18 protein-coding genes are annotated in these 23,891 nt (G+C 63.7%); 9 read left to right on the top strand and 9 right to left on the bottom strand.

Features of this window, described 5'->3' with window-relative positions:
* Positions 1–88: 88 nt before the first annotated feature.
* Both dapA and smpB read left to right on the top strand, forming a co-directional pair.
* Positions 89–982, top strand: coding sequence for a 4-hydroxy-tetrahydrodipicolinate synthase (gene dapA / locus KIO74_RS05555; protein ID WP_213331075.1), 894 nt, complete (start codon positions 89–91; stop codon positions 980–982).
* 6 nt (positions 983–988) lie between these two features.
* Positions 989–1,459 (top strand): SsrA-binding protein SmpB, encoded by a 471-nt coding sequence (gene smpB, locus KIO74_RS05550; protein WP_213331074.1) that lies wholly within the window; start codon positions 989–991, stop codon positions 1,457–1,459.
* 15 nt (positions 1,460–1,474) lie between these two features.
* Here the strand turns inward: smpB and KIO74_RS05545 are convergent, their stop codons facing one another.
* The 8 genes from KIO74_RS05545 to KIO74_RS05510 form a co-directional block, all read right to left on the bottom strand.
* Positions 1,475–2,146, bottom strand: a complete 672-nt coding sequence (locus tag KIO74_RS05545) for a uracil-DNA glycosylase (RefSeq protein ID WP_249730867.1) — start codon at positions 2,144–2,146, stop codon at positions 1,475–1,477.
* The gene (locus KIO74_RS05540; RefSeq protein ID WP_213331073.1) at positions 2,143–2,796 is read right to left on the bottom strand and encodes a LabA-like NYN domain-containing protein; all 654 of its coding nucleotides are present in this window, start codon (positions 2,794–2,796) and stop codon (positions 2,143–2,145) included. The genes KIO74_RS05545 and KIO74_RS05540 overlap by 4 nt, the downstream gene beginning before the upstream one ends.
* Before the next feature lie 501 nt (positions 2,797–3,297).
* The gene (locus KIO74_RS05535) at positions 3,298–5,502 is read right to left on the bottom strand and encodes a RelA/SpoT family protein (RefSeq protein WP_213331072.1); all 2,205 of its coding nucleotides are present in this window, start codon (positions 5,500–5,502) and stop codon (positions 3,298–3,300) included.
* A gap of 172 nt (positions 5,503–5,674) precedes the next feature.
* Complete coding sequence (gene rpoZ / locus KIO74_RS05530; protein WP_213331071.1) at positions 5,675–6,064, bottom strand: DNA-directed RNA polymerase subunit omega; 390 nt, start codon at positions 6,062–6,064, stop codon at positions 5,675–5,677.
* A 184-nt stretch (positions 6,065–6,248) separates the two neighbouring features.
* The gene (locus KIO74_RS05525; protein WP_213331070.1) at positions 6,249–6,971 is read right to left on the bottom strand and encodes an NUDIX hydrolase; all 723 of its coding nucleotides are present in this window, start codon (positions 6,969–6,971) and stop codon (positions 6,249–6,251) included.
* A gap of 32 nt (positions 6,972–7,003) precedes the next feature.
* Positions 7,004–7,444 (bottom strand): DUF983 domain-containing protein, encoded by a 441-nt coding sequence (locus KIO74_RS05520; protein WP_213331069.1) that lies wholly within the window; start codon positions 7,442–7,444, stop codon positions 7,004–7,006.
* Positions 7,423–9,726 (bottom strand): ribonuclease R, encoded by a 2,304-nt coding sequence (gene rnr, locus KIO74_RS05515; RefSeq protein ID WP_213334305.1) that lies wholly within the window; start codon positions 9,724–9,726, stop codon positions 7,423–7,425. The genes KIO74_RS05520 and rnr overlap by 22 nt, the downstream gene beginning before the upstream one ends.
* Positions 9,727–9,886: 160 nt before the next feature.
* A complete protein-coding gene (locus KIO74_RS05510; RefSeq protein ID WP_213334302.1) occupies positions 9,887–11,575 on the bottom strand; it encodes an acyl-CoA dehydrogenase family protein in 1,689 nt (562 codons plus the stop codon).
* A gap of 307 nt (positions 11,576–11,882) precedes the next feature.
* On the opposite strand from KIO74_RS05510, the gene fabD reads away from it, so the two are divergent.
* From fabD to KIO74_RS05475, 7 genes are all read left to right on the top strand, one after another.
* Positions 11,883–12,830 carry an ACP S-malonyltransferase gene (fabD, locus tag KIO74_RS05505; protein ID WP_213331068.1) on the top strand — a complete coding sequence of 316 codons (948 nt, stop codon included), beginning with the start codon at positions 11,883–11,885 and terminating at the stop codon, positions 12,828–12,830.
* Positions 12,831–12,939: 109 nt separating this feature from the next.
* Positions 12,940–13,677 carry a 3-oxoacyl-[acyl-carrier-protein] reductase gene (gene fabG / locus KIO74_RS05500; protein ID WP_213331067.1) on the top strand — a complete coding sequence of 246 codons (738 nt, stop codon included), beginning with the start codon at positions 12,940–12,942 and terminating at the stop codon, positions 13,675–13,677.
* A 303-nt stretch (positions 13,678–13,980) separates the two neighbouring features.
* Complete coding sequence (locus KIO74_RS05495; RefSeq protein ID WP_110374045.1) at positions 13,981–14,220, top strand: acyl carrier protein; 240 nt, start codon at positions 13,981–13,983, stop codon at positions 14,218–14,220.
* Positions 14,221–14,298: 78 nt separating this feature from the next.
* Positions 14,299–15,564: a beta-ketoacyl-ACP synthase II gene (gene fabF / locus KIO74_RS05490; protein WP_213331066.1), complete on the top strand. Its 1,266-nt coding sequence runs from the start codon at positions 14,299–14,301 to the stop codon at positions 15,562–15,564.
* 463 nt (positions 15,565–16,027) lie between these two features.
* Positions 16,028–18,190 (top strand): type I secretion system permease/ATPase, encoded by a 2,163-nt coding sequence (locus KIO74_RS05485; protein WP_291978876.1) that lies wholly within the window; start codon positions 16,028–16,030, stop codon positions 18,188–18,190.
* On the top strand, positions 18,187–19,563 hold the full coding sequence (locus KIO74_RS05480; protein ID WP_213331065.1) for an HlyD family type I secretion periplasmic adaptor subunit: 1,377 nt from the start codon (positions 18,187–18,189) through the stop codon (positions 19,561–19,563). Before KIO74_RS05485 ends, KIO74_RS05480 begins: the two co-directional genes overlap by 4 nt.
* Before the next feature lie 221 nt (positions 19,564–19,784).
* Positions 19,785–23,240, top strand: coding sequence for a calcium-binding protein (locus KIO74_RS05475; RefSeq protein ID WP_213331064.1), 3,456 nt, complete (start codon positions 19,785–19,787; stop codon positions 23,238–23,240).
* Between the two features lie 64 nt (positions 23,241–23,304).
* On the opposite strand, the gene KIO74_RS05470 is transcribed toward KIO74_RS05475, so the two are convergent.
* Positions 23,305–23,718 (bottom strand): DoxX family protein, encoded by a 414-nt coding sequence (locus KIO74_RS05470; RefSeq protein WP_213331063.1) that lies wholly within the window; start codon positions 23,716–23,718, stop codon positions 23,305–23,307.
* Between the last annotated feature and the right edge of the window lie 173 nt (positions 23,719–23,891).

The following is a 23,891-nucleotide window of genomic DNA, read 5'->3' as shown; positions in this document are numbered from 1 at the left end:
GCTATGACCTCCTCCGTGTGCTGGCGGCCGAACCGCCGCACCGAAAAACGCTGCATGGGAGATTCCCCTCGCGGGGAAAACCACACCGATGACTTCACGCTCTCCCTTCAAGGGATCGATCACTGCGCTCGTTACGCCTTTTCGCGATGGTGCCCTCGATGAGGCCGCGTTTCGCGCCCATGTCGACTGGCAGATCGAGAACGGCACCCATGGGCTCGTTCCCGTCGGCACGACGGGCGAAAGCCCCACATTGTCCCATGCCGAACACAAACAGGTGGTCGAATGGTGCATTGCCGCCGCGGGCGAGCGCGTGCCGGTCATAGCCGGCGCCGGCTCCAACAATACGGCCGAAGCCGTCGATCTGGCGCGCCATGCCGAAAAGGCCGGCGCTCAGGGCGTGCTGGTCGTGACGCCCTACTACAACAAGCCCGGCCAGGAAGGGCTCTATCAGCATTTCAAGGCCATCAATGACGCCATCGGCATCCCTATTCTGATCTACAATATTCCCTCGCGTTCGGTGATCGACATGTCCGTCGACACCATGAAGCGGCTGTTCGAGCTGCCAAACATCGCGGGCGTCAAGGACGCGACCGCCAATGTGGCGCGCGTGAGCCTCCAGCGCGCGGCGATGGGCCCGCACTTTAACCAACTTTCTGGCGAAGATGCGACGGCGCTCGGCTTCATGGCCCACGGCGGCGATGGCTGCATCTCCGTCAGTGCCAATGTCGCGCCAAAACTGTGCTCGGAGTTCCAGGAGGCCTGCCTCCGGGGGGATTACGCGAGCGCTCTGGCGATCCAGGATCGGTTGCTGCCGCTTCATACGGCGCTGTTCATCGAGACCAATCCCTCGCCCGCGAAGGCCGCGCTTGCGCTGCTCGGGCGCATGTCCCCAGAGACGCGGCTGCCGATGGTTCCCGTCTCCGACGCCACGCGCCATACGCTCCGTGAGGCCCTGGTGCATGCCGGGCTGATCAACGGGTGAGGTGTGATGTCCGCCGGTAAGGAGACGACGCGGAACGTTGCCGAGAACCGTAAGGCGCGATTCCACTATGAGATCGTCGAGAAAATCGAGGCCGGAATTGCCTTGACCGGCACAGAGGTCAAATCGCTCAGGGAAGGCAAGGCGACCATCACGGAAGCCTATGCCGGCCCCTCGGGCGAGGAGTTCCTGCTGTTCAACGCCTACATCCCGGAATATCTGCAGGCCAACCGCTTCAACCACGAGACGCGGCGGCCGCGGAAACTGCTCCTGCATAAGCGCCAGATCAACAAGCTGATCGGCGCCACGCAGCGCCAGGGGTTCACGGTCGTGCCGCTCAGGATCTATTTCAATCCCAAGGGACGCGCGAAGGTGGAGATCGCGCTGGCGCGCGGCAAGACCCTCGGCGACAAGCGCGAGACCGAGAAGAAGCGGGATTGGGATCGCGAGCGCTCCCGCCTCATGCGCGAGAAGGGCTGAGGTCGCGGGGGCGAATCAAGCCTTGCTGTCCAGGAAAGCACGCACACGCTGGAATACGGCCCGGAACATTTCGGGTGTAAGGACACGTGTGTTGGTGTTGTACCGCGAGCAGTGATAGCTGTCGAACAGCCGGATGCGATCGATGTCGTGTTCGGCGCCATGGCCAAAGGGGACGCGGCCGGGCTTGCCTCCCAGGGCACGAACGACACTTTCATGGGCGATGCGGCCGAGCGCGACAACCGCTGATAGCTGCGGCAACGCGTCGATCTGCCCGGTGAGAAACGGGCGGCAGGCCGCGATTTCAACGCCGGTCGGCTTGTTCTGCGGCGGCACGCAGCGCACCGCGTTGACGATGATGCCGTCGTCGAGCGCAAGACCATCGTCCGGCGTGGCGCGATAGTGGCCATGCGCGAAGCCGAACTCGGCCAGGGTCGCGTACAGAAGGTCGCCGGCGTAGTCGCCAGTGAACGGCCGGCCAGTCCGGTTGGCGCCCCTGAGGCCCGGCGCCAGCCCAACGATCATCAGACGGGCGTTCGATGGCCCGAAGGCGGGAACGGGCGCATTATGCCAGCCCGGCTCGCGTGCCCGCCATTCCTCCCGGAATGCAACAAGCCGCGGGCAGAGCGGGCAATCGTGGCCCGGCTCCACCGCGTCGTGCCGCACCTTGCGCCGCAGAAGCGCGCTCAAGGGGATTCGAGGCCGTCTTCGTCGCTTGGCTGACGGATGCCATAACGCTTTTCAACGGTATAGCGGGAACGGGCGCTGTCGGCCTTGTCCTCGAAGCCGAGCGGCCTCGGACGGTCCGTGCGCTCGGTGGGATCGCGACCGATGCGTGAGGCGAGTTGCATGATCTCGATGAATTCATCGGCCTGCCGCCGCAATTCGTCGGCGATCATCGGCGGCTGGGTCGAGATGGTCGAGATCACCGACACGCGCACGCCACGGCGCTGCATGGCCTCCACCAGCGAGCGGAAATCGCCGTCGCCGGAGAACAGGATCATTTCATCGATGTAGGGCGCGAGCTCCAGCGCATCAATCGCGAGCTCGATATCCATATTGCCCTTGACCTTGCGCCGGCCGGCGGAGTCGACGAACTCCTTGGTGGGCTTGGTGACGACCCGATAGCCGTTGTAGTCCAGCCAATCTATCAGAGGTCGAATGGAGGAATATTCCTGATCTTCGATCAGCGCCGTGTAATAGAAGGCGCGCACGAGATTTCCACGCCCCTTGAATTCTTTCAAAAGACGCTTGTAGTCGATGTCGAAGCCTAATGTCTTCGTCGTGGCATAGAGGTTCGCCCCATCGATAAATAACGCGAGACGTTGTGGGCTTGTCATTGCTTGTATCTCGATTAGGCGTTTTACAGAGTCGAACCTGTCGTCCGAAGACGGCGTTGTGAAAAATGTATCAGTATCACCAAATGTCCTACGGGCATTCAACAGTTGCTGTCGCACAGTTGCGATAGAAATGACAAGCGCATATTGCTCCACCGTCCAGAAAAGTCCAGCGGCGGCAACAGCGACGGGAGCCTCCCTTACGCTACCGCTCCGAACTGCCGGCTCCGTTAACTTTTAAAGCCGACGACTCTACTCTGAACAGATCCGCATCCTTGCGGTCATCATACGCATAATAATACCGTTACGCCCTGACAGGCCAAACCGGCGGCCGTGGCGGACAATGCGTCGCCTTGACAAAATCAGTGGGCATGCACGTAACGCGCAATCCCGAGAGGGAATCATTAAGCGGGCAACAGGTCTGCGTCAAATGCAGCAACGCCGGCACTATAGGCCGGTTTCATCAGATGTGCACCGCTTCAGGCGGCTTTGTCAGGGGATAAGTTAGCCGACGCTACGTTCAATTTTGCTGACGACAGGCTTAGCCCGGAGTTCGCTGATGATGGCGTTGAGATGTTTCAAATCCCAGACTGACAGGTCGATGACGAGATCGGTGAAATCGGGTGTTCGGCGGCTCATCGCTATGTTTTCGATATTGCCGTCGTGCTCCGCGATCACTTGCGCGATCTGGGCGAGGGTCCCGGGCTCGTTGATGGAATTGAGCTTGATGCGAGCCGGAAAACGCTGCGCGTTGTGCTCGTCGATGTCCCAGCGCACGTCGAGCCAGCGATCCGGCTCGTTCTCGACGTCGGCCAGCGCGGGGGACTGGATCGGGTAGATCGTCACGCCCTCGCCCGGTGTGAGAATGCCGACGATGCGGTCGCCGGGCACGGCGCCGCCAGCCGGTGCGAAGCGCACGGGAAGGTCGCTCGCGATGCCACGGATGGGAATGGCATAACCGTTGCCGGCGTTTTCGGGGCTGCCGGGAACCTTGAACTTGAAGGACGTATCGCTCTTCAGGCCGAACCATCCGTGGCCGACGGCGCCGTCCACGGTCGGGCGACGTTCGTCCTTGTATTCGGGATAGACGGCTTTCACCACGTCGCCGGAAAACATCTCGCCACGGCCCACAGACGCCAGCACGTCCTCCACGGATGCGCGGGCGAGGCGGGGCAGGGCCGCTTTCAGCTTATCCTCGCCGAAGGCCTTGCCGGCGCGCTCGAAGGCGCGTTCGATGATCTGCCGGCCGAGGCCGGCATATTGGCGCCGCACGGCGGTGCGTGTGGCCCGCCGGATGGCGGCGCGCGCCTTTCCGGTCGTGACCAGCGATTCCCAGGCGGCCGGCGGCACCTGCTCCTGCGCACGGATGATCTCGACCTCGTCGCCGTTCTGCAGTTCGGAGAGCAGGGGCGCAATGCGTCCATTGATCTTGCAGCCGACGGCCGTATTGCCGACGTCGGTGTGCACGGCGTAGGCGAAATCGATCGGCGTCGCCCGCCGGGGCAGGGCGATCAGGCGGCCCTTAGGCGTGAAACAGAACACCTGGTCGTGGAACAGCTCGAGCTTGGTATGTTCGAGAAACTCTTCCGGGTTGTCCCCTTCCGCGAGCAGGTCGACCGTGCGCCGCAGCCATTGGTAGGCCCGGCTTTCACCAGCGCCGTGAGCCGCGCTGGTGTTTCCTTCCTTGTAGGCCGAGTGGGCCGCGATACCGTATTCGGCGATGGCGTCCATCTCCTCGGTCCGCAGCTGAAGTTCGACGCGCTGATGGCCGGGGCCGATCACCGTGGTGTGGATGGAGCGATAGTCGTTTTGCTTCGGCGTCGAGACATAGTCCTTGTAACGGCCCGGCACCATGGGCCAGGTCGTATGGACAACGCCGAGAGCGCGGTAGCAGTCATCGATCGTCTTGACGATAATGCGGAACGCGAAGATGTCCGACAATTGCTCGAAGGCGACGGATTTCCGTTCCATCTTCCGCCAAATCGAATAGGGGCGCTTGCGCCGGCCCGTGACGACCGCCGGGATGGTGCGGTCGGCGAGCCGCGCCGTGAGGTCATTCTCAATCGCTTCGATCAACTGGCCGTTGTTTTGCGTGACCTCTTCGAGACGCTTGTTGATCGTGTCGAAGGCTTCCGGCTTAAGCGTGCGGAAGGCGAGGTCCTCCAGCTCGTCTCGCATCCATTGGATGCCCATGCGGCCAGCGAGCGGCGCATAGATCTCCAATGTCTCCTCGGCGATGCGCACGCGCTTGGCGGGCTGCATGAAATGCAGGGTCCGCATGTTGTGCAGGCGATCGGCGAGCTTGACGAGCAGCACCCTGACGTCGGCGGCGATGGCGAGGAGGAGCTTGCGAAAATTCTCGCCCTGGGTCGCCTTCTTCGAGACGAAGTCGAGCTTCTTGATCTTGGTGAGGCCGTCGACGAGCGCGCCGATCTCCGGCCCGAAAAGACGATCGATCTCCTCGCGCGTGGCGTCCGTATCCTCGATGGTGTCATGGAGGACCGCGGCGACGATGGTCGCGTCGTCCAGCTTGAGATCGGTGAGAATCGCCGCGACTTCGAGTGGATGCGAGAAGAACAGATCGCCAGAGGCGCGCTTCTGCGAGCCATGGGCGCGCATGGCATAAACATAGGCGCGATCGAGCAGGGCCTCGTCCGCATTGGGATCGTAACGCTTGACGCGCTCGACCAATTCATATTGCCGCATCATCGACTGAACATTCCGGGCTGTCTGAATATGACAAGCCATTTCATTGAAATATCGGCTCTAATCGCGCCAAGGACAAGCGACAGAGGCGACACTTGCGGCGCCGGGGGAATAAAAAAAGCCCGGGTGGGCCCGGGCTTTTCACAATAAGGTTAACGAGAATGATGCCGATAGACTACTCGTCGTCGTCACTGCCGGCCGGCGGCACAAGGCCTTCGAGGCCGCGCAGCAGGTCTTCCTCGCTCATGCGATCGAAGGAGATATCCGGATCATCGCTACCGCCTGAAGCAGCTGACGGCGCCAGAAGGGGCACTTCATTGGCCTCCGGCTCATCCACTTCCACGTATTTCTGCATGGAATGGATCAGGTCTTCCTTCAGATCTTCCGGCGTAAGCTTGGAATCGGCGATCTCACGCAGCGCAACAACCGGATTTTTATCCCTGTCGCGATCGATGGTCAGCGGCGCGCCGGCGGAAATCAGCCGCGCACGGTGGCTGGCGAGGAGAACGAGCTCGAAACGGTTCTCGACCTTGTCGATGCAATCTTCGACGGTGACGCGAGCCATGAGCGCCTCCTTCTATGGCAAGTCTGACAAATCAGTTTGATCGCGCTGACTACACCGGTCAATGGCCGGATGCAAGGCCCGCTCGCGAACGCGTGCGATGATTCAGCCCCTGCACCGCCGTCTCAGCTGCGCACCTTCGCGTGATGACGGCCTGGAAATGACCAACAGCTGTTCGGCCCGGCCTTCAAAGGAAGGAGGGGCTGGCGACGAGCTCGTCGCGCCGATGCTTCCCGCGCGATTGATAGAACATCGGAACCGGGGCCGCGTGCGGCAGGCCCGCCTTCAAGCGCAGCGCGAGCTCGCCAAGTATGATGCGGGTGATGTCGGGCAGGGCGAGCTTTTCGGTTTCCTCAAAGGAGACCCAGGTCGTCTCGACGAATTCCGCGTCGGGCCCGACAACGCCCGGAACTTCATGGGCGATCGCCGTGTCGTGCACCACGAAGAAGCGCGTGTCGAAACGCCGGGAGCGGCCGGGCGGGGTTATCGCGCGCGCCACGAAATAGAGCCCCTCCAGCTCTGGGATGACGCCATTATCTGCAAAGCCATTCCAGGAGGCGGGGGCGTTGTCCGGCGCGCCGTAGTCCTTGGTGCCGAGGAGGAGACCCGTTTCCTCGAAGGTCTCGCGGATAGCCGTCAGCGCGAGCGTCCGTGGATGGTCGGTCGCGCGGCTCCGGCTGCGTTCCATGAGCCGCGCCTCGATCATCCGGTCGAGCGCGCCAACAGCGCTCATATGGCGGTCTGCCGCCTCGCAGGCCCCGCCCGGGAAGACGAACAGGTCCGCCATGAACGCCTGCCGGCTATGGCGGCGGCCCATGAGGAAACGCGGCTTGCGGCGGTTGCCGTCGAGGATGATCAGGGTCGCCGAATCGCGCGGCCGCAACACCTGTGCCTTTGGCGGGACTTGCATTGTGGGCGGTGCTTCAACTCCGAAAGGTTCAGTCACAGTTTAGTCCCGCCCGTCCCATCGATTGTATCGGAGTGGTCATGGCTGCCGAAGCCATGCATGCGCAAGGCCCATTGATGCGCGACGACGGCACCTTTGACCGGCTGCATCATCGCCAGACAGAGCGCGATGGTCAAAAGCGGCCAAGCCACCGCGTGCATCCACAGGGGAAGCTCCGAGATCGCCTCGGCCGCCAGGATCCCGGCGCCGATGATATGACCGACGATGGTAATCACGATATAGGGCGGCAGGTCATCCGAGCGTTGGGCGCTCAGGTCCTCGTCGCAATGCGGGCAAGCTGGCACCACCTTGAGGAAACCGGAAAAAATCCGTCCCTCGCCGCAGGCCGGACAACGACAGCGCAGGCCATTGCTGATCGCCGGCCACCACGGGCGGGGAGTGTCCTCGTCCAGCGTCAATCCTCCGTGGGATGCCATGTCGACTTCACCTTCACCGCCTTGACGGTTTTCCTGGCGGTTTTCGCCGTCCGTTCCGACCGGCCTCGCGAAGACATTGTCCCCGTCCTGCCGCCCTTCTCTTTGAACCCGCGGTGCTTGCCGCGCAACGCGGCCCCGCGTCGCCCCTCGGACAGAAGCTCGAAACGCAGCGCTCCCGCGACGGGCGCGGCTTCCAGGAGCCGAACCTGCACGCGGTCGCCGAGACGGTGCGTCTCGCCGCTGCGGCTGCCGACGAGCGCGTGCCGACCTTCCTCGTAGCGGAAATAATCGGCCCCGAGCGTCGCGGCCGGTATAAATCCGTCGGCGCCCGTCTCGTCCAGTTTCACGAAGAGCCCGGCCTTGGTGACGCCGGATATCTGGCCGCTGAACTCGGCGCCGATGCGATCGGCCATGTGATGGGCGACGAGCCGCTCGATCGTTTCGCGCTCGGCCGCCATTGCCCGCCGCTCGGCCGCCGAGATCACCGCGGAGACCTCGGCGAGCTGCTCGGTGGTCGTGCCGGCGGGCAGGCCGTCCGCCCCGAGATGTCCCGCCCGGATCAGCGCGCGGTGCACCACGAGGTCGGCGTAACGGCGGATCGGCGACGTGAAATGCGCGTAGCGGCGCAAGTTCAATCCGAAATGGCCGTAGTTCTCCGAGGCATATTCGGCCTGGGCCTGGGTGCGCAGTACCACCTCGTTCACGAAGGCGTTGTGCTCCGTTCCCTCCACGGCGGCGAGAATGCGGTTGAAGAGGGCGGGCTGCAGCGCCCCGGCCTTCGGCAGCTTGAGACCGATGGAGGCCAGGACCTCGCCGAGCGCCCGCATCTTCTCGAGCGACGGCTCGTCATGCACCCGGTAGATCAGCGGCGAATGGGTCGCTTCCAGCGCTTCCGCCGCGCAGACATTGGCGAGGATCATGAATTCCTCGATCAGCCTGTGCGCATCGAGGCGGGGCGGTGTCACGATGCGGTCGATGGTGCCGTCCTCCTTGAGGACGAGCTTGCGCTCAGGCAATTCCAGCGCAAGCGGCCCGCGATGGTCACGCGCCTTGGCGAGCGCGGCATAGGCTGCCCAGAGCGGCCTGAGCACGGGCTCCAGCAAAGCTGCGGCCGGATCATCGGGGGCAGCATGGCCGTCGATCGCCCCCTGCACCTGCTGGTAGGCGAGCTTGGCGACTGAGCGCATCATGACGCGGTGGAAGGTGTGGCGCTTCTTGCGGCCTTGCGCGTCGATGATGATGCGGAGCGCGAGCGCGGGCCGATCCTCGTGCGGCTTCAGCGAACACAGGTCGTTCGAGATCCGCTCCGGCAGCATCGGCACCACGCGATCCGGGAAATAGACCGAGTTGCCGCGCTGCAGGGCGTCCTTGTCGAGCGCCGATCCTGGAGTCACGTAGTGGGCGACATCGGCGATGGCGACGGTCAGCACGAAGCCGTCGCTGTTACCGGGATCTGTATCGGGGGCCGCATGGACGGCGTCGTCATGGTCCTTCGCGTCCACCGGGTCGATGGTGACGAGCGGCAGCTCGCGCCAATCCTCGCGACCACGCAGGGTCACCGGTTCTGCGAGTTCGGCCTCCCTGAGAGCGCCGGGCGAGAAGCTGTCCGGAATGCCGTGGGTATGGATCGCGATGAGGCTGATCGCGCGCTCGGAGCGGATGGATCCCAGCCGCTCGCGCACCTTGGCCGAGGGCGCGCCGAAGCGCCCGTGCCGGGCGACCGACACCGCGACAAGATCGCCGTCTTCCGCCTCCGCGGTGTCTTCGGGAGCGATAGGCAGCTCACGTCCAAGACTGCGCTTGTCGACGGCAACGAGCCGCCCGCCGCCACCAGCGACAGATCTGAAGACACCGAGGACCTGGGACTTGGCCTTCTCGATGACCTTGATGACGCGTCCCAGATAGGGCGGTCCCTCTTCCTCGCCGCTCTCCTCGACGCGGATGACGGCACGGTCGCCGACGCCCGGAGGCTTCTGGCCGGGGCGGGGACGTCGCGGCATCTGCAGGAGGATCTGCGGGGCCGCGCCATGCTCCTCCGTGTTCCACTCCACGGGTTCGGCCAGCAGCTCGCCGTCGCGATCCCGGCCGATGATGTCGGCCAGCACGACCGGCGGCAGCTTCTCGGCGCGCGCCAGACGCTTGCCGCGCCGGCTGACGTGGCCCTCGTCCTCGAGCTCGCGCAGCATTCGCTTTAACCAGATGCGCTGGCCCCCGCCAATGCCGAAGGCCCGAGCGATCTCGCGCTTGCCGACCTTGCCCGGGGCGCCCGCGAGGAAGGCCATGACGGCTTCCTTGCTCGGAAGATTGCTGTCCGTGCTGCCCGGTGCCGCCTGCGGCTTGCGAATTCCAGTCGTCTTACGATTTTTCGGCACGATATTGTCCAGACTGAAATCGCGAATACCACATGGGCAGGGCCATCACGGTCCTGCGGTTGAAAGCAGACTAGATCAGCGGCAACGTCCGGCCGATCAAGAGGTCGGTCACGCTGCCGAGATCATTGGCACCCAAGGGCCAGGGCGCCTTGGCGAGCCGGGTGCGCGCATAGGCCTCCGCGATCTCCGCGGGGGCCGATCCGGCAAGAGCCGCCGTGGCCGCGAGCGCTGCCAGGCGGGTCACCGCAAAGCGCGCCCGCGCCTCCGCTTGCGGATCCTTGAGCGCGTCCTCGATATCCCGGGCGGCTTCGGCGGCGCCAGGTAGTCCCCGCGTTTCTTCGCCCAGGGTGACGAGCGTGGCGGCGACGACCTCGGCCTGCTTGCTGGCTGCGCGCATGAGATCAAGCGCCATCACATTTCCGGCGCCTTCCCATATCGCATTCACGGGCGCCTCGCGGTAGAGGCGCGGCATCGGACTGTCCTCGATATAGCCGTTACCGCCGAGACATTCCATGGCCTCGAACACAAAACCTGGCGTCGCCTTACATAAGGCGAATTTCACAACCGGAGTGAGCACGCGGGCCCGCGCGGCCTCGTGCGGGGCTTTCTCTGCCCGGTCGAAGCTGGCCGCCAGCCGCAAGGCGAGCGCGGTCGCCGCCTCCTGTTCGAGGGCAAGATCCGCCAGCACCGCCCGCATCGCCGGCTGGTCCACGAGCTTGCGCTGGAAGACCGAGCGATGCTGGGCGTGGTGGAGGGCGAGCGCGGTTCCCATGCGCAGGAGCCCCGCCGATGCCACCGCGCAGTCGAGGCGCGTCAGCTGCACCATCTTGAGGATCGTGCCGATACCCTTGTCCTCCTCGCCGATGCGCCAGGCGAAGGCGTCCTTGAACTCGACTTCCGCCGAGGCATTCGAGCGATTGCCGAGCTTGTCCTTGAGGCGCTGGAAATGAAGTGCATTGACGTTGCCGTCGGGGCGAAAGCGCGGCACGAGGAAGGCCGTCGGCTCCTTGCCGACCTTGGCGAGCACCAGAAAGCCATCGCTCATAGGGGCTGAGAAGAACCATTTGTGGCCGGTCAACGCGTATTCTTCGCCGGCTGTCTGCACCGCGACGGTCGTATTGGCCCGAACGTCAGTGCCTCCCTGCTTCTCGGTCATCCCCATGCCGAGCGTGACGCCGCGCTTTTCCCAGAAGGGCAGGAACCGTGCGTCATAGGTTCGGGAGCGGATCAGCGGCAGCCAGTCACGCAGGCGATCGGGCGCGGCCTGCAGGGTCGCGACGGAGGCGTGCGTCATCGTCATGGGGCAGACATGGCCGCTTTCGACCTGGGCCGCCACGAACAGACGAGCGGCGCGTTCCACATGCGGCATGCGAGGCGCGGCGTCGGCAAGGCCGTTCGATGCGCTCGGCGTATCCCAGGTCGAAGCCTGCAGGCCGTTCTCGACGCTCGCCTCCATCAGCCAATGATAGGCCGGGTGAAACTCGACCGTGTCGGAGCGCCGCCCACAGGAATCATGGGTGTGGAGGAGGGGAGGATTCCTGTTGGCGAGGCGAGCCATGTCGAACCGCTCGGCGCCGCCCCAGGTCTCCCCGTAGGACAGGAATCCCCCGCTGATGGCATCGGCGCCGTTATGCGCCATGGCATCAAGCAGGGCCTGGTCCAGCGCGACCAGATTGACCCCGACGAGAGGAGGCACCTGGTTGAAGACCTCGTTGATTCTCGTCTTGCTGGTCAAGGCAGGTCTCCCTCGCTGTGGCATGAGATCGTGCGACGTGAGATCGTCCGATCCGGGATTCTTCACCCGCTCAAGGCGGACCATGACGGCCGCTGGAAATCAAGTTTTGCCGTTTTGCGGTCTGAGGCCGGCCGTGGGAGCATCGGAATAGCCGTTGATGCATGAGGCTGGCCGGGTGGCTTGGGGGCCGTCGGCCAGATGATTGTAAGGCTCGACAGATCATTCGCATTCCCGGCGAAATCCTCGGCATCGGGAAACTGTCGCTTGACAGGCTGGTGAGGCGATGCGAGACGGCCGGCCTGTTATGGAAAAAAGAGCCCACGGAGCCAGGATGTCGCTCGCACTTACCTTCCCGGGGCAGGGCAGCCAGGCCGTCGGCATGGGCAAAGCGCTCGCCGAAGCCTTCGCGCCCGCCCGCGCCGTCTTCGCGGAAGTCGATGACGCGCTGTCGCAGAATCTGTCGCAACTCGCTTTCGAGGGACCGGCGGAGGAACTCACCCTGACGGCCAATGCCCAGCCCGCGCTCATGGCGGTCAGCATGGCGGTGCTCAGGGTGCTCGAAGCCGAGGCCGGGTTCGATCTCTCCAAGGAAGCCGCCTTCGTGGCCGGCCATTCGCTCGGTGAATATGCGGCGCTCGCGGCCGCCGGCAGCCTGTCGATCTCCGACACGGCGCGCCTCCTGCGTATTCGCGGCGACGCGATGCAGAAGGCCGTTCCCGTCGGCGTCGGCGCCATGGCGGCGCTCCTTGGCCTTGACTATCCGGAAGCGGCGGCGATCGCGGCGGAGGCCGCCGAGGGCGACGTCTGCGCTGCGGCCAATGACAACGGCCCCGGCCAGGTCGTCGTCTCCGGCCACAAGGCGGCCGTCGAGCGTGCGGTGGCGCTCGCCCAGGCGCGCGGCGCCAAGCGCGCCATCATCCTCCCCGTATCCGCGCCCTTCCATTGCGCGCTGATGCAGCCCGCGGCCGACGCGATGCGCGAGGCCCTGGCCGCCGTGACTGTCTCGGCGCCGCGGGTGCCGCTTGTCGCCAATGTGACGGCGTCTGCGATCTCCGATCCCGAGGTCATCCGTGCGAGCCTCGTCGAACAGGTGACCGGCACGGTCCGCTGGCGTGAAAGCGTCGCCTGGATGGCCGGCGCGGGCGTTGATTCATTTTATGAGCTTGGCGCCGGTAAGGTCCTGACCGGCTTGGCCAAACGGATCGCTTCGGGCGCCACGGCGACAGCGATCGGCACGCCCGCCGATATCGCGGCGATCGCTGCGGCGCGCGCTGGCTGAAACGGCCAGAACACACCAGGTCAAGAACGCGTCAGGCAAGAACGCGTCAGGCAAGAATGCGCCGATAGCAACACGCCCAGCAGGAATGCAAGCGGAAGGAACAGGTCTGATGTTCGATCTCAGCGGCATGAAGATTGTGGTCACCGGCGCGACCGGCGGAATCGGCGGCGCAATCGCGCGCGCCCTCCACACGCAAGGCGGCGAAGTGTGCCTATCCGGGACGCGTCTTGACGCGCTCGAGGCCCTCGCAGGCGAGCTTGGATCGCGTGTCCATGTCCTGCCGGTCAATCTCGGCGACAAGGACGCGGTTGAAGCGCTCATCCCGGCGGCGGAGGAGAAGCTCGGGGGGCTCGATGTCCTGGTGAACAACGCCGGCATCACCCGCGACAATCTCTTCATGCGCATGAAGGACGATGAATGGGACACGGTGCTCGCCGTCAATCTGACGGCGGCCTTCCGCCTGTCCCGCGCTGCCGTCAAAGGCATGATGCGCCGCCGGTTCGGCCGCATCGTCAATATCACGTCGATCGTCGGTGTCACCGGAAATCCGGGGCAGGGCAACTATGCCGCCTCGAAGGCGGGCCTCATCGGCATGTCCAAGGCGCTGGCCGCGGAAGTCGCCAGCCGTGGCATTACCGTCAACTGCATCGCGCCGGGCTTCATCACCTCGCCGATGACCGACGCGCTGAATGACAAGCAGAGAGAATCAATTCTCGCCAATGTTCCGGCGGGCCGTCTCGGCAGCGGAGACGACTGCGCGGCCGCGGCAGTCTATCTGGCATCACGCGAGGCAGGCTACGTGACCGGGCAAACCCTCCACGTTAACGGCGGAATGGCAATGATTTGAGTAGGTTGCGCGAGTTGTGCGCAGCTGCGCGCATGGCTGTTTCAAGCTCTCGCCTTACGAAAGCGAGTGTGTTAACAAGCCTTTGAGAGGTTCGGGGTTCGGTGGGGGCGGGGCGCTCTTGCCATTTGGCCAGACGATGGCTGGATGGGAAGTTGCCCAGGCCAGGACCGACTGTCGTGGAACTCACCCAAAAGGCCGTACGGGTTGGCGCAAGCCTGCCTCATGCATGCCTTGAATATCAGGTCTTGGAAATCGCAGGCTTGACGATCACAAGCCTTTTGCGAGCGGAACGAGGACGAAACGATGAGTGATATCGCCGAGCGCGTGAAGAAGATTGTCGTCGAGCACCTGGGCGTGGACGCGGAGAAAGTGGTCGAAGGCGCCCATTTCATCGACGACCTCGGCGCCGACAGCCTTGATACGGTCGAACTCGTGATGGCCTTCGAGGAAGAGTTCAACGTGGAGATCCCCGACGACGCCGCCGAGACGATCGTTACCGTTGGCGACGCCATCAAGTTTCTCGAGAAGAATGCCTCCGCCTGATGGCTCTGGTCCTTCGGCGCTTTTCGGCCGATCCGCGCTTGCCGTCGGGTCCGTCAACGGCATCGCGGTGAGTATTGCATGAGACGTGTGGTCGTAACGGGTCTTGGCTTGGTGTCGCCGCTTGGCTGCGGCGTCGAGACGACCTGGAAGCGGATTGTTGCAGGCGAAAACGGTGCATCGCGCATCGAGGCCTTCGACGTATCCGATATTGCCTGTCGCATCGCTTGCTCTATCAAGCGCGGCGACGGTGCGGATGGTACCTTCAATCCCGATCAGTGGATGGATCCGCGCGATCAGCGCAAGGTTGATCCTTTCATCGTCTTCGCCATGGCGGCTGCCAAGCAGGCGCTTGACGACGCGGACTGGCATCCCGAGGCCCCGGACGATCAATACGCCTCCGGCGTGCTGATCGGTTCGGGCATCGGCGGCATCGGGGGCATATATGACGCCTCCATAATCCTCGCCGAGAAGGGCCCGCGACGTTTGTCGCCGTTCTTCATTCCCGGCCGCCTGATCAACCTGGCCTCAGGCTATGTGTCCATCGCGCACGGCCTCAAGGGCCCGAACCACGCGGTGGTGACGGCCTGCTCCACTGGCGCCCACGCCATCGGGGACGCCGCGCGTCTCATCGCCCTCGGCGACGCCGAGGTGATGGTGGCCGGTGGCACGGAATCGCCCCTCAACCGCTTGTCGCTCGCCGGCTTTGCCGCATGCCGCGCCCTCTCGACCAGCTTCAACGACGAACCTACACGGGCATCGCGTCCCTATGACAAGGACCGTGACGGCTTCGTCATGGGAGAAGGCGCGGGCGTGGTGGTGCTTGAAGAGTTCGAGCATGCCAAGGCGCGCGGCGCGAAGATCTATGCCGAGGTCATCGGCTACGGGCTGTCCGGTGACGCTTATCACATCACCTCGCCGTCCGAGGATGGCGACGGCGCCTTCCGTTGCATGCAGATGGCACTGAAACGAGCCGGCCTGACGCTGGCGGATGTCGACTACGTCAACGCCCATGGCACATCCACGCCGCTCGGCGACGAAATCGAACTCAGGGCCGTGGAGCGCCTGGCCGGTGACGCCGCCAGCCGGTTGACCATGTCGTCGACAAAATCGGCGGTCGGTCATCTCCTCGGCGCGGCTGGTGCAATCGAGGCGATTTTCTCGATGCTCGCCATCCGTGACGGCGTCGTTCCGCCGACGCTCAATCTCGACAATCCATCCGTCGAGACGCCGATCGATCTCGTCCCGCACAAGGCCAAGACGATGCCGGTCGATGTCGCGCTGTCGAACTCCTTCGGCTTCGGCGGCACCAATGCGTCGCTGATTTTCCGACGCGTCGCCGCCTGACGATCATGCGGACGGGGGTGCATCCCGTCCGACATGAACAGGGCTGACCAAGCCGTTCAACTCACAAGATCTGCACGGTCGGGCGCATACGCTCGGCCCCGACGGCGTTGTGTTGCCGGCTTGGCGCCTCCTGGCGGGTCTTGGCAACTGATGGGCGCGTCGCCGAGACGAGCGCCCTCTTCCTTGAAACCATGATGTGCCCCGATCCCTTGTCACAGCGGCGAGGAGACGTGGATCCGCGCGCGCTTCTTTGGCCGCCCCCATGCCCGCGCGGGCCACCGCCGTATCGCCATGACACTGCGGGCTGCGCGATCTGCGAAGAAATTCCGGCGCGCGAACTTTACAATAATCCCATTGATTTCAATTCGTTCGATTGTTTTGTGTTTGTTCAGGTCGTCATTAACCAAGCCTGCGCTCTGACCGGCACGGAATAACCGCGCGAATATCCGCTGGGATTGAGAGCGTGGCTGATCATCTTTCCGATGTGCACCCTGAGGAACAGAACTCCCCAGCCACCAGCGGCCTCATGTGCTTCGCGCTGGTCCTTCGCTTTCTCGGGATCTCGGTCAGCATTGAGCAGCTTCGCCATAGCCTCGGCCTGCCAAGCGACCAGCTGAAGTCAGCGGATCTTCTGAGGCTCAGCCGACGGTTGGGGCTGAAGGCGCGCTGGGTCCAGGCGACCCCTGCGCGGCTCGATCGCCTTCCCTTGCCGGCGGTGGCGCAAACCAGGGAGGGCGGCTACTTCATCATCGCCAAATATGTCGAAGGCCGCGCTCTTGTCTACGAGCCCGAACGGCAAGGCAACGTGCTGATGGACGCGGAGGCCTTCGCGGAGCACTGGAGCGGTCATATCCTCCTGCTGGCCAAACGCGGGCGGGCCGGCATCGCGGACCGCAAGTTCGGGCTGGGCTGGTTTCTGCAGGCGGTCAGCAAATACAGGCGCGTGCTGACCGAGGTCCTTGTCTGCTCCCTCTTCCTCCAGATTTTTGCGTTGCTGACGCCGCTGTTCTTCCAGGTCGTGATCGACAAGGTGCTCGTTCACAACAGCCTGTCGACGCTCGATGTCCTGGTGATCGGGCTCACCGGCATGGCGGTGTTCGAGATCCTGCTCGGGGGACTGCGGACCTATCTCTTCAGCCATACGTCGAACCGTATCGATGTCGAGCTCGGAGCGCGTCTGTTCGGGCATCTGACAGCTTTGCCGCTCGCTTATTTTCAAGCGCGGCATGTGGGGGACTCAGTCGCCCGCGTCCGCGAACTGGAGAACATCCGCGCCTTCCTGACGGGATCAGCGCTGACGCTCGCGATCGATGGCGTGTTCACCAGCATCTTTTTCGCGGTGATGTATGTCTACAGCCCGCTCCTGACGCTGATCGTCGCCGGCTCCGTCCCGCTCTACGTCGTGCTGTCCCTCGTCGTCACGCCACTGTTCCGCAGCCGCCTTGAGGAAAAATTCAATCGCGGCGCCGAGAATCAATCCTTCCTCGTCGAGACCGTCAGCGGCATCGAGACCGTCAAGGCAACGGCCATCGAGAAGCTGATGCAACGCCGCTGGGAGGACCAGATCGCCGGTTATGCGGCCTCCTCCTTTCGGGTCGCCAGGCTCGCCAACTGGTCAGGGCAGATCGCCCGCGCGATCAACAAATTGACCGTGATCCTCATTCTCTACGCGGGCGCGCGCGTGGTCCTGGCGCGGGAGATGACGGTCGGTGAACTCGTCGCCTTCAATATGCTGGCGGGGCAGGTGCACGGGCCGGTGCTGCGTCTTGCGCAGATGTGGCAGGATTTCCAGCAGGTGCGCATCTCCGTCGCGCGACTGGGCGACATCCTCAATACACGCGCCGAGCCGACCTACGCCATGGGCAGCGCGACGCCCGCCATCACCGGGCAAATCAGCTTTCAGTACGTGTCCTTCCGTTATGATCCGAGCGGGCCGGAAACCCTCGCCAACATCAGCATCGACATCCCCGCAGGCCAGGTCGTCGGTGTCGTGGGGCCGTCCGGCTCGGGCAAGAGCACGCTCGCGAAGCTTATCCAGCGTCTTTACGTGCCTGAACGCGGGCGGGTGCTGATCGATGGCATGGACCTCAGCCTGATGGATCCCTCGTGGCTCAGGCGTCAGCTCGGCGTCGTGCTGCAGGAGAACATGCTCTTCACCGGCACGGTGCGTGAAAATATCGCCATAGCCGATCCGGGCCTTCCCATCGAGAGCGTCGTGGAAGCGGCGCGGCTCGCCGGCGCCCATGACTTCATCGTCAAGCTGCCCAATGGCTATGACACGATCCTCGCCGAACGTGGCGCGTCGCTGTCGGGCGGCCAGCGGCAGCGGGTGGCGATCGCGCGGGCCCTCGTCATGAAGCCGGCGATCCTGATTTTCGATGAGGCCACCAGCGCCCTCGACTATGAGTCGGAGCGCGTCATCCAGGACAATATGAAGGCGATGGCGGCGGGGCGTACCGTGATCATCATCGCCCATCGCCTGTCGGCGGTGCAGATGGCGGACAGGATCCTGACCATCGAGGATGGCAGGCTGACGGAAGACGGGACGCCTGTGGACCTTGCGGCCGGCGGCGGGCGTTTCGCGACCCTGCTGCGTTACCAGCAAGCGCAGGGACGTCTGATATGAGGCGGCTCGGGCTGCGCGGGGGCGAGAAGCGCCCCATCGACCGGCGCGACGAGGTGGAGTTCCTGCCTGAAGCCCTCGAGATCCTGGAGACGCCCCCCTCGCCGATGGCGCGTGTGATCGCGGTCTCCATCTCCGCCTTTCTTGGCCTGAGCATTCTTTGGGCCTGCCTCAGCTCCATCGATATGGTCGCCGTGGCGGAAGGACGGACGATCCCCTCGGACCGCTCAAAGACCATCCAGCCGTTCGAGACCGGTGTCGTGCGCCGCATCCTGGTCGAGGATGGATCCATCGTGCGCGCTGGTGACCTTCTGATCGAGCTCGACACGACGGCGAGCGGCGCCGAACGCAGCCGCATCGCGGGCCGGCTGGCCACCGCGCGGCTCGACGTGCTGCGGCTCAGGGCCTTGCTGGGCCGGCCGCAGGCCGCGCTGAAAGTCGAGCTCCCAACAGTGGATGGCGATGTATTGGGGGCGACGCCGGAGGAGGTGTCGCGCGCGCGGGAGCTTGCCCGCAGTGAGGCGCGGGAGCAGCAGGAGCGCCTCGCGGGTTTGGACCGCGAGCTCGATCGCCAGCGCGCGGAGGCGGAGGCGGTGGACGCGGGCATCGCCAAGCTCGACCAGAGCCTGCCTCTGCTGCAGGAGCGCCTGAAGGCACGGGAAACGTTGCTGGAAAAGGGGCTGACGCCCCGCTATCAGGTCCTGGAGCTGCGTCAGCAGGTCGTCGCCATGAAACGCGACCGCGATGGCCTGGCGGCTCAGCGCGCGGCGGCCGGCGCCGCCCTCGCGGCCATCGCGCGTCGGCGCGAGCAGACCGTCGCGGAGATCCAGCGCAAGCTCTTGTCGGATCTGACAGCAGCCCAGGCGACGGTCGCCGACCTGACGCAAGAGCTGACGAAGGCTGAGCAGCGCAAGGAGCTTCAATCCATCACGACGCCCGTCGACGGGGTCGTTCAGCAGCTTGCCGTGCATACGCTTGGCGGTGTCGTCCAGCCGGCGCAGGCGCTGATGGTGATCGTACCAAGGGACGATCACGTCGAGATCGAGGCGCAGGTGCTGAACCGTGACATCGGATTCGTCAGGGAGGGGCAGGTGGCAACGGTGAAGCTGGAGGCTTTCTCCTTCACCCGCTACGGCACGATCCCCGGAAGCGTCGCCTCTGTCTCGCGCGATGCGATCAGCGATGAGCGGCTAGGGCTCGTCTTCTCCGCGCGTGTCCGCGTCAACCGGAACAGCATCCTTGTCGACGGCCGCGACGTCGCGCTGACGGCCGGCATGCGGACGACCGTCGAGATCAAGACGGGCGAGCGCCGGGTGATCGACTTTCTGTTGTCCCCTATCATGAAAGCTGTGTCGGAAGCCGGTCGCGAGAGATAATGCCGAAAATTCGAGCTTTTCCGCGCCAGTTTCCATGACCATGGCTTTATCATCAGGGTACATGAAGGCTCCTGACGTCCACCATTAGCTGGCAATATTTCTGCCGGATATGACGTCCGGGTGCCAATTGCGAAACGAAGAAGTTCGCTCCGCAGCGGACGCGCCCTGAGCGTGTTCGTGATTGCGACCTATTGCTCAACAATAACGGGAGTTGTTGCCCGATGGATGAAACGATTAGGGAAAAGCTGTCTGACGCTACAAATGTGGCTGACATCACCGCAGACGCATCTCAGGAGATCGCGGCCGTCTCAGGCTCCGAGGAACTCCAAGATGAATCCCTGGCGGTTTGGCTAGAGACGCACGCGGGTCCGTCGGGCAATGCTGACGGCCTTTCAGCTTCGGGATCCGGTGCTGGATTGACCCGCACAGGCCTTGCCTCGACTGCCGCCGCCGAGGGCCTCGCCAACAATCTACTGAACTGGCTGAAGACCGATATCGACAGGCAGATTGCCAGCGTCGGTTCCGCACTCGACAAGGTCGATCTCTCCAATCGCGACTATCGCCCCGCGGCGTTTGGCCAAGACCTGCCCGCTCGCCAATTCGTCGTGGATGGCGCTGAGCCTGTACAGCCACGCCTGATCGGCGATCCGGCGCATGATGCGATGATCTATCGTGCTTACATCGGGAAGATGGAGGCGACGCTCAGCCAGGCGTTCGGCCAGGATTTCGCAACGAGCGACGACGCGAAGGCATCGGCATGGCGAGGTCTTCGCCGGGAGCTCTGGCAGGAGACGAGCGAGGCGACCCTCGCGACGCGCTACAAGAGCGGCAGCAGTTCGGGTGCCGTGCGTGACCAGTTTTCGCCCGAGGCCCTTAAGGGGCGGCTGGGCGCGGCCCTGCTCGACAAGTCCGGCTTGAGCCAGAAGAAGTCATTGCTGAATCAGCAATCCGCCAGCGCCTTGAGCACATTGCGCATCGTTCTGGGGGTGCGCGATGGGCTCGGCATCCAGCGTAACGTCGCCGTGCTCAATGACCCGAATGCGAGTGCCGATGCCAAGCTGCGCGCAGGCTTCGAGATCAGCAGACAAAGTGGCGCTCTCCTCCAGGTCGTCGGTGGCGTCACTGTCGATGCATTGCGGTCATTTGCCCAAGGGGAGGGCTTGCTCACCCCGCTCAAGTCAAATCTGCAGGACATGGCCAAAACGGCCAAGGCCGGGATGAACCTGGACGTCATTCGCGGATCGCGTCCCACCGCCGCGCAGGGCGCAATGCCCCTCGGCGACACGATCGCCAATCTGACGGCGCTCGATGCTGACATTCGCGCTGCGCAGACCCGCACGAGCAGCCCCCGCGCCGTGACGGCCGGCAAGTCCGCTCTCTCGATGATCGCGGGCCTTACGGGGATCGCCAACGATGTGGCGCGTGTCGCAACAAGCGACGGCGACGTCCGCGTGATTGTCCAAAGCAGCCTCGGCATGGTGTCGACCGCGACGCAGACCGCGAGCGAACTGACCAGTATCGCGGCGGCTGCCAAGTCCGGTACAACCGCCAGCAAATTGGCGGGCGCGGGCAGCGCGTTGGGTGTCGGGGCCAGCGTCTTCGGTGTGGCCGCCGGCACAGTCGGCCTTGTCGGGGCTATCAAGAACCTCGAACAAAATCCCAATTCGACGGCCGCTAAATGGGCGGTCGCCAATTCCGGCGTCCAGATCGCGGCCAGCGCCTTTGCCGGCGTGGCGGCGGTGCTGTGTCCGCCTGCCGCGCTCCTGACGCTGCTTATTCCCGATTTCGGCGGAATCGGCCGGGCGCTCGAACTCGTTGAGCATATGGCTGACTTCGAGGCGCGCGGGCTGATGCATGAATGGGAAGTGCTGAAAAAGCTTCACACCATCGCAGCGCTCGACGCGACGCCCTTGGTCAACTGGACCAGCGCCATCTATACACCCGCATTGAATAATGAAATGCGCGCCAAGATGGATACCGAATGGTATTGGGGGGCTTATGGCGAGCGTACGAACAATCTCATGCAAGACAGTTCGGATTATGCGAAGAGCTTGCAGTCGATTGTGTCTGCGTCGCAAGTGAATGAACTTATAAGTATTTTCTATGATCGGGAGCAGTTCAACTGGTTCGGCGACGACCGTCAGCTATTTGGGACGGCGATGGGCGTCTATAAAAAGGATGGGCATAGAGACGACTTCGCAGTCGAGCGCGGCAACGCGATCAATGTGACACGTGCCGGCGCTGTCAGGGACGGTCAGGTTGATCGCGTCCTCGTCATCGACAGTAACCTGCCCGCCGGGGATACCCTCCCGGAACAGCAAGCCATTCAGGGCGAATGGAAGACGAAGCAGGTCTGGAAATGGACCAACGACTTTCTGTGGTGGGGCAGCGAAAAGTGGGTCGACGAACGATATGAAGATGTCCGCCGTGAAAAGGTTGAGCAGGGACCTTCGGTAACTCTCAATCTGGACGGCGACAACGAAATTCTCGTAAGGGCCGCCAACAGCCGCGTCACATCGGTCGGCGATAGCAATGACACGTACTGTGTTATCGCGGGTGTCGATTGCGATATTGATGATCAAGCTGGCGATAGTGATCGCCTATACTTGGTTTCCACGGGTAGCGTGAACAATTTCAACGTCAGAGCCCGCGGTATCGAAAGCATTCAAGGCTCCAGCTCCGATGACGTGCTGAACATTTCGGCCGTCAGTGGCGCGATTGATCTCGGCGCTGGCGAAGATGCGCTCAACCTTGTCGATGTTCGTTGGGGATCCATTGCTCTGACGACTTCAGCCGCCGGAACGCAGGTCGCGCACCTGGATCCCGTGTCGGGCGCGCATGTGTCGGAAGCCACGCTGAAAGGCGTGGAAATTGTCAGATTGAGTGACCAGGATGACTATGTGAGCCTGTCCGCCGATGCCGTTGCGACCCCCGGCGAGGGAACGACGGCGGAGATTGTCTCGCTCGAGCTTGCCGAGCTCGATGCCGGCAAGGGTAACGACACGATCGTCTCTCTCGCGAGCTCTATGCGGATCTTGGGCGGCGATGGCAATGACATCATCGTCATTGGTTCAGGCGATATCGGAGCGCCACCCCTGCGCGATGTGCGCGTCATTGCCGGAGCCGGCGACGATATCGTGAATATTGCCGGTGACGCGCAGGTCAGGGTTGAGCTCGGCGAGGGAAGCGATCGCATATCGGCGGCTTCCCAAAGCTCGGGATGGATCGAGATCGCCGACATAACCGGAGGCGGCGCCAAGCAAGTGGAGCTGGGCACTGCCGACGCGATCTTCCGCCTCGATTCCGGTAGTCATGGCACTGTCGATGTGACCGACAGCGCGGCACGTGCGTTCGGCAACCATGGCCTTTCCTTTGATTTCGCGGGGGACAACGCCGACAGCATCATTTTGACAGCGATGCGGGATGAGACGGGTGTCTTCAACTACGGCATCGAGACAGCCGACGCGCGACTGAAAGTCTCTGTCCAAGGATCAAACCTTGCCAATACATCCATCTGTGTCGCCGACCAGGCCTATGCAATGGATCGGGCGATGAACCAGCTGACCCAGCAGATGGCCAGCATGGGGCAGGGAGCGGGAAGCTTGCAGCTGTCCGTTTTGCCGGCGGAAATGCATACCCCCATCAACTCGCTCAGCCTGGCGACGCCGATGGCGTGAGGCTTTTTCGGCCGGGCAACGGTAGCCCGGCCGAAAAAGCCGCGCATTGAATTGGGACGCGTGCTCAGCGCGGAGATGCTGGCCGCAAGGCGAGGATCGATACGATGATGAGCGCGCCGATCATGCCGACATGCTCTCCAGCCGTATGAAAGGCGACGATCGCGCGCTCGCCTTCGAGCGACCAGAAATGGTGCACGATCGGGATGGTGAGCGCGGTGAAGACCCCGAGTGCGCCTGCGCCAAGCCACGTGTGCCGGCGGGCGATGATCAGCGCGGATCCACCGAGCTGAACGATAATCGTGGCGATGTTGAACAGCCAACCCGGCGTCAGGCCGAACATCTCCATCTCGGCGACGCCACCGCGAAAATCGATCAGTTTGGCGAGGCCGCTTCCCCAGAAGGGAAATGTCAGGATGACACGCGCCACGGTCTCGGTGATTCGGCTGGACAGGATTGCGTTGATGATTGAGGGAGCCATAGGACAACTCTCTGCGAGGAGTAACAGTTTTTACTGTACAGCTCTGGGTTAGTCACCGGGGTTTGTCAGCGCACATTGCCGTCTCCACGAGGTCGGGCATCCGCGCGTGCGTGAACCGACGCTCTTAAGCACGATTGCAGATTGCGTGGGGCAACTGATGAATGACGCTTGCA

Source organism: Chelatococcus sp. HY11, assembly GCF_018398335.1.
Lineage (GTDB): Bacteria > Pseudomonadota > Alphaproteobacteria > Rhizobiales > Beijerinckiaceae > Chelatococcus.
This window is presented reverse-complemented; position numbering and strand designations above follow the sequence as displayed.

Bases quoted from the DNA above. Each gene is read 5' to 3' on its own strand.
- dapA (WP_213331075.1), top strand. From the start codon at position 89: ATGACTTCACGCTCTCCCTTCAAGGGATCGATCACTGCGCTCGTTACG.
- KIO74_RS05540 (WP_213331073.1), bottom strand. From the start codon at position 2,796: ATGACAAGCCCACAACGTCTCGCGTTATTTATCGATGGGGCGAACCTC.
- fabD (WP_213331068.1), top strand. From the start codon at position 11,883: ATGTCGCTCGCACTTACCTTCCCGGGGCAGGGCAGCCAGGCCGTCGGC.
- KIO74_RS05520 (WP_213331069.1), bottom strand. From the start codon at position 7,444: ATGGCATCCCACGGAGGATTGACGCTGGACGAGGACACTCCCCGCCCG.
- rpoZ (WP_213331071.1), bottom strand. From the start codon at position 6,064: ATGGCTCGCGTCACCGTCGAAGATTGCATCGACAAGGTCGAGAACCGT.
- fabF (WP_213331066.1), top strand. From the start codon at position 14,299: ATGAGACGTGTGGTCGTAACGGGTCTTGGCTTGGTGTCGCCGCTTGGC.
- KIO74_RS05470 (WP_213331063.1), bottom strand. From the start codon at position 23,718: ATGGCTCCCTCAATCATCAACGCAATCCTGTCCAGCCGAATCACCGAG.
- KIO74_RS05510 (WP_213334302.1), bottom strand. From the start codon at position 11,575: ATGCCACAGCGAGGGAGACCTGCCTTGACCAGCAAGACGAGAATCAAC.
- fabG (WP_213331067.1), top strand. From the start codon at position 12,940: ATGTTCGATCTCAGCGGCATGAAGATTGTGGTCACCGGCGCGACCGGC.
- KIO74_RS05480 (WP_213331065.1), top strand. From the start codon at position 18,187: ATGAGGCGGCTCGGGCTGCGCGGGGGCGAGAAGCGCCCCATCGACCGG.
- KIO74_RS05525 (WP_213331070.1), bottom strand. From the start codon at position 6,971: ATGCAAGTCCCGCCAAAGGCACAGGTGTTGCGGCCGCGCGATTCGGCG.
- KIO74_RS05475 (WP_213331064.1), top strand. From the start codon at position 19,785: ATGGATGAAACGATTAGGGAAAAGCTGTCTGACGCTACAAATGTGGCT.
- KIO74_RS05535 (WP_213331072.1), bottom strand. From the start codon at position 5,502: ATGATGCGGCAATATGAATTGGTCGAGCGCGTCAAGCGTTACGATCCC.
- rnr (WP_213334305.1), bottom strand. From the start codon at position 9,726: ATGGCCTTCCTCGCGGGCGCCCCGGGCAAGGTCGGCAAGCGCGAGATC.
- KIO74_RS05495 (WP_110374045.1), top strand. From the start codon at position 13,981: ATGAGTGATATCGCCGAGCGCGTGAAGAAGATTGTCGTCGAGCACCTG.
- smpB (WP_213331074.1), top strand. From the start codon at position 989: ATGTCCGCCGGTAAGGAGACGACGCGGAACGTTGCCGAGAACCGTAAG.